The sequence below is a fragment of the Luteibacter sp. P4_D7_3 genome, assembly GCF_056401735.1.
In genome coordinates this window covers 1-8,577 of sequence record NZ_JBFUIT010000167.1, presented here as the reverse complement: position 1 = coordinate 8,577, position 8,577 = coordinate 1, and the positions used below count along the sequence as shown (strand labels likewise).

Annotated in this window: 8 protein-coding genes; 7 read left to right on the top strand and 1 reads right to left on the bottom strand. The window is 65.0% G+C overall.

Translation table 11 applies throughout. The features are described 5' to 3' along the window. From AC1DSN_RS14300 to pilH, 7 genes are all read left to right on the top strand, one after another. Positions 1-553: winged helix domain-containing protein (locus tag AC1DSN_RS14300; RefSeq protein ID WP_477331272.1), on the top strand; the 553-nt coding region annotated here is incomplete at its 5' end. Further along, a complete protein-coding gene (locus AC1DSN_RS14295) occupies positions 550-1,044 on the top strand; it encodes a DUF7931 domain-containing protein (protein ID WP_477331270.1) in 495 nt (164 codons plus the stop codon). The genes AC1DSN_RS14300 and AC1DSN_RS14295, both read left to right, overlap by 4 nt. 132 nt (positions 1,045-1,176) lie before the next feature. Beyond that, positions 1,177-4,029 (top strand): 2-oxoglutarate dehydrogenase E1 component, encoded by a 2,853-nt coding sequence (locus AC1DSN_RS14290; RefSeq protein ID WP_477331268.1) that lies wholly within the window; start codon positions 1,177-1,179, stop codon positions 4,027-4,029. A gap of 7 nt (positions 4,030-4,036) precedes the next feature. Next, positions 4,037-5,245, top strand: coding sequence for a 2-oxoglutarate dehydrogenase complex dihydrolipoyllysine-residue succinyltransferase (gene odhB / locus AC1DSN_RS14285; protein ID WP_477331266.1), 1,209 nt, complete (start codon positions 4,037-4,039; stop codon positions 5,243-5,245). Positions 5,246-5,356: 111 nt separating this feature from the next. Continuing rightward, complete coding sequence (gene lpdA / locus AC1DSN_RS14280; RefSeq protein WP_477331264.1) at positions 5,357-6,784, top strand: dihydrolipoyl dehydrogenase; 1,428 nt, start codon at positions 5,357-5,359, stop codon at positions 6,782-6,784. A gap of 193 nt (positions 6,785-6,977) precedes the next feature. Next, on the top strand, positions 6,978-7,559 hold the full coding sequence (locus AC1DSN_RS14275) for an LOG family protein (protein ID WP_213948512.1): 582 nt from the start codon (positions 6,978-6,980) through the stop codon (positions 7,557-7,559). 349 nt (positions 7,560-7,908) lie between these two features. Then, positions 7,909-8,274, top strand: a complete 366-nt coding sequence (gene pilH / locus AC1DSN_RS14270; protein WP_063571547.1) for a twitching motility response regulator PilH — start codon at positions 7,909-7,911, stop codon at positions 8,272-8,274. 31 nt (positions 8,275-8,305) lie between these two features. On the opposite strand, the gene AC1DSN_RS14265 is transcribed toward pilH, so the two are convergent. Further along, positions 8,306-8,577: DnaJ C-terminal domain-containing protein (locus tag AC1DSN_RS14265; RefSeq protein ID WP_477331262.1), on the bottom strand; the 272-nt coding region annotated here is incomplete at its 5' end.

Sequence of the window (8,577 nt, the reverse complement as noted above, 5' to 3'; positions counted from 1 at the left end):
CTGCATGACCCTGTCCGTCGGCATGCGCGCGCCCTCGCAGGCGGAACTCACGGGCGATCTCGCCGATTTCCTCGCCGAGCGAATGCCCGACGAGCTCCGCTACACCGATGCCGACCTCGTTCCTGCTAAGCGCGTGGGCGAAATCGATACGGCAGCCCTGAACCGTCTACGCCAGGCCCTTCCCTTCGCGGCGGCGCTGGACCGCGACCTGCTGGCCGATTGGTTCGGTCGCTTCATCACCCGCTATCGCAACGCCCAGGTGCCCGCCGCACCGCCGAAGGCCAGCACCGCCGCCGCGCTCGACAAGGCTCTCGACGGGGGAGCCGCCCTGGTCCGCCATCCCTTCGCCCGCCTCGCCTGGGTGCGCGGCAAGAAGGACGCCACGCTATACGTGAGTGGGCACGCCTACCCCTGCCCGGTCGATCTGGCCGAGCGGCTTTCGGCCGAACGCGAGTTTCGCCTCGAAGGGGCGACCTCCCCCGCCGGGCGCGAGGTCCTGCTGGCCTTGGTCAACGAGGGCCAGCTGATCGTCCGCAAGGGTCGCCGCCGGTGACCGACAAGGCGGACACGGCGCTGACTGTCGAGGACCGTGCCGGCCTCGAGGTTGCCCATGTCCGCCTGCTGGCCCAGGCCAGGTACCGCGTCGCGATGTATCTGCCGCGCATGGAGCCGGGGGTCCTGGACAGCGACGCGATCCTCGCCGAACTGCGCCGGATCGCGACGAGCGGTCGACCGGCCCAGATCCGCATCCTGACCCACGATGCCGAACAGGCCCACCGCGAGGGGCATCGGGTGATCGCCCTTGCCCAGCGCCTGCCGACCGCCGTCTCGATCCGTACGCCGGTGGACGAAACGCACCTCGGTTACGCGTCGGCGTTCATCTGCGATACCACCAGTGGCTTCCTGTTCAGACCCGTGGCCAGCAGGTACGAAGCACGCGGCGACCTCGACGCGCCAGGAGAGACCTCTCGCCTGATGGCGTATTTCGACGAARTCTGGGAGCGGGCCGAGCCGGCATGGCAGATAAGACCACTCGGGATCTGAAAGGCATACGAAACGTGAATCCGGGTTGGCGCGTCGCAACAGCACGGAGCTATACTTAACGGATTCTTATGCCGCGGCGCGTCCCCACGAGTCCAGCGGCAGCCCGTCCTTTTCGTGTGTGCCGGTGGTGACGTGAGCGCAAACCTGATCCGCGAGTTTTCCGAATCCTCCCAACTCGCCGGCGGCAACGCCGACTACGTAGAGCAAGTCTACGAAGCCTGGCTAGCCGATCCCGGCTCCGTCACGGGCGAATGGGACACTTATTTCAAATCCTTCAAAGGTCGCGAGGCCGGTGATGTCGCCCATTCCGGCGCCATTGCCCGCATCGAAGCCGCGCAGAAACAGCGCCGCACGGCTGCCCCGGCACCCGCCGCAGGCTCCGCGGACAATGCCTACGCGCAGAAACAGGCCGGCGTGCTCCGCCTGGTTACGGCCTACCGCTCGCGCGGCCACATCGCGGCGCAGCTGGATCCCCTCGGCCTGACCGTCCCGGACATCGACACCCCCGACCTCGGCCTGGCCTTCCACGGCCTTTCCGACGCCGACCTCGGTACCGAGTTCGACGCCGGCACCTTCGCCGGTGGCGGCCAGCGCATGCCCCTGCGCGACCTGCTCGCGAAGCTGAAGCACATCTACACCGGCACCATCGGCGCCGAGTTCATGTACATCTCCGACTACGACCAGCGCGCGTGGATCTATTCGCGCCTGGAAAAGGCGGCCGGTTCCCCGGGCCTGCAGAAGGCTGAGAAAGTCCGTGTGCTTGAAGCCCTCACCGCCGCTGAAGGTCTGGAGCGTTTCCTCCACACCAAGTACGTCGGTCAGAAGCGCTTCTCGCTCGAGGGCGGCGAAAGCATGATCCCGATGGTCGATGACATCGTCCGTGCCGCCGGCGACAACGGCGTCAAGGAAGTCATCATCGGCATGGCCCATCGCGGCCGCCTCAACGTCCTGGTCAACATCCTCGGCAAGGCGCCCTCGCAGCTCTTCAACGAATTCGAAGGCAAGTTCGAGCACGACGACAGTCCGATGCACACGGGCGACGTGAAGTACCACCTCGGCTTCTCCGCCGATGTCAAAACGCCGAACGGCGGCGTCCACGTCGCGCTGGCGTTCAACCCGTCGCACCTGGAAATCGTCAATCCCGTCGTCGCCGGTTCCGTGCATGCGCGCCAGTCGCGCCGCCGCGACACCGCCCGCGAAAAGTCGATGGCCCTGCTGATCCACGGCGACGCCGCCTTCGCAGGTCAGGGCGTCAACATGGAGTTGATGCAGATGTCGCAGGCCCGTGGCTTCGCCATCGGCGGCACGCTGCACCTGGTCATCAACAACCAGGTCGGGTTCACCACGTCCAAGCGCGAAGACGCTCGCTCGACGCTGTACTGCACCGATCTGTCGAAGATGGTCAACGCGCCGGTCTTCCACGTGAACGGCGACGACCCGGAGGCCGTGATCCAGGTCACCCGGCTGGCCTATGAGTTCCGCAAGCAGTTCAAGAAGGACGTGGTCATCGACCTCGTCTGCTATCGYCGCCACGGTCACAACGAGGCCGACGAGCCGGCAGCGACCCAGCCGCTCATGTACCAGGTCATCCGCAAGCGCCCGACCACCCGCGACCTTTACGCGCAGGCGCTGGTAAAGTCCTCGACGATCGCTGCGGACGACGGCCAGAAGATGCTCGACGATTACCGTGCCCGCCTCGAAAAGGGCGAGCCGTTGATCGCGATCGATCCGAATCCGACCCGCGACATCCCGGTCGACTGGAGCCGTTTCCAGAAGACCAGCCTGTCGATGGAAGTGAACACGGGCGTGCCACGCGAACTGCTGGCCAAGGTGTCCGACGTGCTCCTGGCGATTCCCGCCGACGTCACCCTGCATGCCCGCGTCGCCAAGATCTACGACGACCGCCGCAAGATGGCCGCCGGCGAACTGCCGGGTGACTGGGGCTTCGCCGAGAACCTCGCCTACGGCACGCTGATCGCCGAAGGCAACGACCTGCGCATCGTCGGCCAGGACGCCGGCCGTGGCACGTTCTTCCATCGCCACGCCGTGCTGCACGACCAGTCCAGCGACGATACCTTCATGCCGCTCTCGAAGGTTCGCGCCGATGCCCGCGTCGACGTGATCGACTCGCTGCTCTCCGAAGAAGCCGTCATGGCCTTCGAGTACGGCGAAGCCACCACCTCGCCCGACCAGCTCACCATCTGGGAGGGTCAGTTCGGCGACTTCGCCAATGGCGCCCAGGTCGTGATCGACCAGTTCATCAGCTCGGGTGAAGCGAAGTGGGACCGCCTCTGCGGCCTCACGCTGCTCCTCCCACATGGTCAGGAAGGCGCCGGCCCGGAGCATTCCTCCGCGCGTCTGGAGCGTTTCCTCCAGCTGTGCGCGCTCGACAACATGCAGGTCTGCGTCCCGACCACACCGGCGCAGGCCTTCCACATGATCCGTCGCCAGCAGGTGCGCCCCGTGCGTAAGCCGCTGATCGTGATGACGCCGAAGTCGCTGTTGCGCCACAAGCTGGCGGTGTCCTCGCTCGATGAACTGGCCAACGGCAAGTTCCAGCTCGTCATCGGCGAACACCGCGACCTGCCGGCCAAGAAGGTCAAGCGCGTCGTTCTGTGCTCGGGCAAGGTCTACTACGACCTCCTCGAGGACGCCGACAAGCGTGGCCTGACCGACGTCGCCATCGTGCGCGTCGAGCAGCTCTATCCGTTCCCGCGCCCGGAAGTCTCGGCCGAACTGGAAAAGTTCGCTTCCGCCAAGGAAGTGGTCTGGTGCCAGGAAGAACCGATGAACCAGGGTGCATGGTTCCAGATTCGTCACCACCTCCAGGCCTGCATCGGTTCGAAGCAGAGCCTGTCCTATGCAGGACGCTCGCGTTCGCCGTCGCCGGCTCCGGGCCATCTCAATACCTATATCGCCGAACAGACGGCGCTCGTCGAGCAAGCACTCGTCGCGCCAGTCGGCACCGATCACGCAGCGGAGTAAGGCAAGCATGTCCATCGAAGTCAAAGTCCCGGTCCTGCCCGAGTCGGTCTCGGACGCGCTCATCGCCACCTGGCACAAGAAGGCCGGTGATGCGGTCAAGCGTGACGAGAACCTGCTGGACCTCGAGACCGACAAGGTCGTGCTCGAAGTGCCCTCGCCGGTTGACGGCGTGCTGAAGGAAATCCGTTTCGAGGAAGGCTCCACGGTGACCAGCAGCCAGGTCATCGCCGTGATCGAGGAAGGCGCCGCCGCTGCCGCGCCCGCCCCGGCTCCCGCTGCTGCCGCCGCTGAAACGCCGAAGGCCGAGAAGACCGAAGCCGCCGCCCCGAAGGGCGTCGACGAACTCTCCCCGGCCGGCCGCCGTGTCGCCGTCGAAGAGAACATCGATCCGTCCAAGGTCGCCGGCACGGGCCGCGACGGCCGCGTGACCAAGGAAGACCTGGTCAACGTCGGCAAGGGTGGCGCTGCCGCTCCCGCCGCCGCACCGGCACCGGCCGCCAAGCCGACCCCGGGCAGCCGTCCGGAAGAGCGCGTGGCCATGACGCGTATCCGTACGCGCATCGCCGAGCGCCTGATGCAGTCGAAGAACTCGATCGCGATGCTCACCTCGTTCAACGAAGTGAACCTCGCCGAGGTGGTCAAGCTGCGCAAGGCCCTGGGCGAGCAGTTCGAGAAGGCCAACGGCGTCAAGCTCGGCTTCATGAGCTTCTTCGTCAAGGCGGCCACCGAAGCCCTCAAGCGCTACCCGGTGATCAACGCCTCGGTGGATGGCTCGGACATCATCTATCACGGCTACCAGGACATCTCGATCGCCGTGTCGACCGAGAAGGGCCTCGTCACGCCGGTTCTCCGCGACGTGCAGGACATGTCCTTCGCCGACGTCGAGAAGGGCATCATCGGTTACGCCAAGAAGGCCCGTGACGGCAAGCTCGGCCTGGACGACCTCCAGGGCGGCACGTTCACCATCACCAACGGCGGCACCTTCGGTTCGCTGCTCTCCACCCCGATCGTGAACCCGCCGCAGAGCGCCATCCTGGGCATGCACACGATCAAGGAGCGCCCGATCGTCGAGAACGGCCAGGTCATCGCCGCGCCGATGATGTACATCGCCCTGTCGTACGACCATCGCATCATCGATGGCAAGGACGCCGTGCTCTTCCTGGTCGACATCAAGAACCAGCTGGAAAACCCGCAGCGGATGCTGCTCGGCCTTTGATGGTCGGTTGATTCATCAATGTGAAGGCGGGAGTCGAAAGACTCCCGTTTTCATGTTCCGACCCCATATTGGCGGTAGCAGAATCCCGCCGTTTCATCCGGAGCAAACCTAATGAGCGACAAGTTCGACGTCATCGTCATCGGTGCGGGCCCCGCGGGCTATGTGGCCGCGATCCGCGCCGCGCAGCTGGGCCTCAAGACCGCCGTGGTCGACGCCTTCGTCGGCAAGGACGGCAAGGCCGCCCTCGGCGGTACCTGCCTCAACGTCGGTTGCATCCCGTCGAAGGCGCTGCTGGATTCGTCCAAGCAGTTCCACAACCTGACGCACAACTTCAAGGATCACGGCATCACTGCCGAGAATCCGCAGATCGACATTGCGACCTTCATCGGCCGCAAGGACAAGATCGTCAAGCAGTTCACCGGCGGCGTGACCATGTTGTTCAAGGCGAACAAGGTCACTTCGTTCTTCGGCAAGGGCAAGCTGCTCAAGGGCAACCAGGTCGAAGTCACCGGCAACGACGGCGCCGTCCAGACCATCTCGGCCACCAACGTCATCCTCGCCTCGGGCTCGGTGCCCATCGAGCTGCCGTTCGCGAAGTTCGACAACACGCACATCATCGACAACACCGGCGCGCTCGACCTCACCGCCGTGCCCAAGCGCATGGGCGTGATCGGCGCCGGCGTGATCGGCCTCGAGCTCGGCAGCGTGTGGAAGCGCCTTGGTTCCGACGTCACCGTGTTGGAGGCGCTGCCGAAGTTCCTCGCCGTGGCCGACCAGGACATCGCCAAGATGGCCGCCCGCGAGTTCGCCAAGCAGGGCCTGGACATCAAGGTCAACGCCAAGGTCACCGCCGCCGAGGTCAAGGGTGACGAAGTCCATGTCAGCTACACCGATAAGGACGGCGCGGCTCAGTCGCTCGTCGTGGACAAGCTGCTGGTCGCCGTCGGCCGTCGCGCTTACACCGCCGGCCTGCTGGACGACGACACGGGCGTGAAGCTCGACGAGCGCGGTCGCATCGTCGTCGACGAGCACAACCACACCGGCGTCGATGGCGTCTGGGCTATCGGTGACGCCGTGCGCGGCCCGATGCTCGCGCACAAGGGTTCCGAGGAAGGTGTCATGGTCGCCGAGCTCATCGCCGGCAAACCGGGCCACATCAATCTCGACACCGTGCCCTGGGTCATCTACACGGAGCCGGAAATCGCCTGGGTCGGCAAGACCGAAGAGCAGCTCAAGGAAGAAGGCATCCCGTACAAGACGGGCGCCTTCCCCTTCGCCGCCAACGGCCGMGCCGTGGCGATGAACGAAGGCATCGGCCAGGTCAAGATGATTGCCCACGCCGAGACCGACCGTATCCTCGGCGTGCACATGGTGGGCCCGGTCGTCTCCGAGCTGATCCACGAGTGCGTCGTGGCGATGGAGTTCWAAGGCTCGTCGGAAGACCTCGCCCGCATCGTCCACGCTCACCCGGCCCTGTCGGAAGTGGTGCATGAGGCGGCCCTGTCGGTCGACAAGCGCGCCATCCACAAGGGCAACTGATCGCCTGCGTGACAAGAAGCCCGCCCCTGCCGCACGCATGGGCGGGCTTCGTCGTTTCAGCGTTGGCGACGCCGTGCCCGGTAGGAGCCGATTCATCGGCGATCCCTAACCGTGTCGCAAGCACGCATCGCCGATGAATCGGCTCCTACCAAGGCCAGACATCGAATACATCGGAGATCTCCCCATGCGTGACATCAAATCCCTCTGCGTCTACTGCGGCTCCAGCAGCGGCGGCAACCCGGAATATACCGAGGCGGCAACAGCCTTCGGCACGCGCCTGGCGAAGGAAGGCATCGCCCTGGTCTACGGCGGCGGCAAAGTCGGCCTGATGGGTACCGTCGCCGATGCCGTGCTTGCGGCAGGTGGCCGCGTCATCGGTGTCATCCCGCGCCAGCTGGTCGAGAAGGAAGTCGCTCACACCGGCCTCTCAGAGCTTCAGGTCGTCGAGACCATGCATGAGCGCAAGACGCGCATGTACGAGCTCTCCGATGCGTTCGTCGCCCTGCCCGGCGGGTTCGGCACCATGGACGAAATGTTCGAGATGCTCACCTGGGCGCAACTCGGCCTGCACAGCTACCCGTGTGCCTTCCTCGACGTGCGCGGCTTTTACGCAGGTCTCTCCGCCAGCATGGACCATATGGTCGCCGAGGGCTTCGTCAAGAAGAACCAGCGCGAACAAGTCTGGTTCGGCGCCAGCATCGACGCCTTGTTCGACTGGATGAAGCACTACGAATCGTCCTACACGCCGAAGTGGATCACCTCCGACGCCGTCTGAGGTGACAACCTCGAACAACCTGCTATGGCGCGTCGACCATGGGACCATCCGCCTGATCGACAGCACGAAGGGGTTGGGGCACGACGTTGTTTCAAAGCTTTCGGACTGACTGATTCGGGCTACGGCGACGCCGGCAGGGTCGATCGGGCGGTCGGGATCACTCCTAAACCCTTGTCGAAACAGGTATCGACCGTGTCACCATTGATACCACCGCGCTGGACGGTAGAATGTCCCTACGCCAGAGGCGCAACGCGCGACGTTTTTACGTCACCGCAGCATTCGAGACGGGCGCCTGGAAGGCGTACGTCATCAAGGACAACACATCGGGCCTGGTCCCGGGGGAAAGTGAATGGCTCGTATCCTGATCGTCGACGATTCGCCGTCGCAGTTGCTGGGCATCAAGCGCATCGTCGAGAAACTGGGCCATGAGGCCATCACGGCCGAGGACGGCGCGCAGGGTGTGGAAGTCGCCAAGCGCGAGATTCCCGACCTGATCCTGATGGACGTGGTCATGCCGAACCTCAATGGCTTCCAGGCCACCCGCACGATCAGCAAGGAAGAGACGACCAAGCACATCCCGATCATCCTGGTGACCACCAAGGACCAGGACACGGACAAAGTCTGGGGCCTGCGCCAGGGCGCCAAGGACTACGTGGTCAAGCCGATCAAGGAAGAAGAGCTGGTCGCCGCCCTGAAGGAACACCTGCCAAAGTGAGGTAGGTGCATCGGCGGCGCAGCCACAACGACTACCCTTGCCGTGGGTCGAACCCGGGGAACGCGTCCTTGAACTCCGCGTACGCCGCTTTCTCCTCATGGGTTTCAGGTACCGGCACACGGATTTCCAGCACGACGATCTGGTCGCCCGGCTCCGAGCCCGGCAGGCCGCGCCCCTTCAGGCGCAGCTTACGGCCCGATTGCGAGCCGGCGGGAATACGCAGGTCTACGTGACCACCCAGGGTCGGGACCGGCACCGTGGCGCCCATGGCGGCCTCCCAGGGCGTAATCGGAAGCGTATGGG

Coding starts and splice junctions, on each gene's coding strand:
- odhB (WP_477331266.1), top strand. CDS start 4,037: ATGTCCATCGAAGTCAAAGTCCCGGTCCTGCCCGAGTCGGTCTCGGAC.
- pilH (WP_063571547.1), top strand. CDS start 7,909: ATGGCTCGTATCCTGATCGTCGACGATTCGCCGTCGCAGTTGCTGGGC.